Here is a 1,134-nt window from a genome sequence, read left to right as displayed (position 1 = left end):
GACCGTTTTTGTCATCACGTTCATTGGCGTTGCAAACTTGGTTATGGCTATACAGCCTTAAAAGCTTGGCGGTGGTACAACACCGCCCAAGCTATTCTTGCTAGCTTATTGGCAAGTGCGACTACCACTACATTAAACGGCTTTGTTGCTCGTAAATTGACTAACCAATCTCCAAACACTTTTCCTGTTGTTTCTATCCTAGATAGCACGGACCTCGCTCCATGTATAAATAGAGTGCGAAGGTGTTTGTTCCCTCGTTTACTCATGCCTAATAGCTTTGATTTGCCACCCGTTGAATACTGCCTTGGAACGAGTCCTAGCCATGCAGCCATCTCGCGACCTCCACCAAAGTTTGAAAGAGAACTGATATTGGCCACACACAACGTTGCTGTTAAATCACCAATACCAGGAATACTCTTCAAAAGTTCGGCATTTTCATTATTTTCAGTAATCGCTTTCAGTTTTCTATCTTGAGTAGATACTTGCTCATTTAGGTATTTATAGTGCTCATGAATCGAGAGCAACTCAGCGACCAGGCTCGGTGGTAACTTTATATCTTGCTCGGCCAACCACTGAAATAGCGCTTTCATCTTGGCATGACCTTTAGGAAAACTCAGCCCAAACTCAAGTAGTATTGCTCCAATTCGGCTCATACAAGCCGTTCGTTCTTTGATATAACCATCCCTCACTCGATGGATAGCTGCGATTACCTGAGCTTCCTCTGACTTGGCAGAGACAAATCTCATGCTTGGTCGACTCGCTGCTTCTGCTATCGCAGCCGCATCAATAAAGTCGTTCTTATTACCTTTGACGTAAGGTTTTACATATTGAGGCGGGATAAGTCGAACTCGATGCCCATAGGCTTCACACTTTCTCGCAAGCCAGTGAGCACCACCACAGGCTTCAAAAGCGATGATGGTAGGTTCAAGTACAGATAAGAAACGGAGTAGTTGGCTTCGACTAAACTTACGGCGAATAACGTCTTTGCCAGTGTGATTGTTGCCAACCGCATGAAAGCAGTGCTTGCCTAAATCGATACCTAAGATGTGAATGGTAGACATATGGTTCACCTCGTTCTGAGAGCCTACTCTAAGCGTAGGGCTTGAGAGTGAGGCGGACCATATAATTAGCCCC

1 protein-coding gene is annotated in these 1,134 nt (G+C 45.1%); it reads right to left on the bottom strand.

The window, feature by feature from the left end:
* Nucleotides 1–47: 47 nt before the first annotated feature.
* A complete protein-coding gene (locus ATB76_RS26710) occupies nt 48–1,061 on the bottom strand; it encodes an IS110 family transposase (RefSeq protein ID WP_061036401.1) in 1,014 nt (337 codons plus the stop codon).
* Between the last annotated feature and the right edge of the window lie 73 nt (nt 1,062–1,134).

It is taken from the genome of Vibrio sp. MOR3, from assembly GCF_001557775.1.
Classification (GTDB): Bacteria; Pseudomonadota; Gammaproteobacteria; order Enterobacterales; family Vibrionaceae; genus Vibrio; species Vibrio jasicida.
This window is presented reverse-complemented; position numbering and strand designations above follow the sequence as displayed.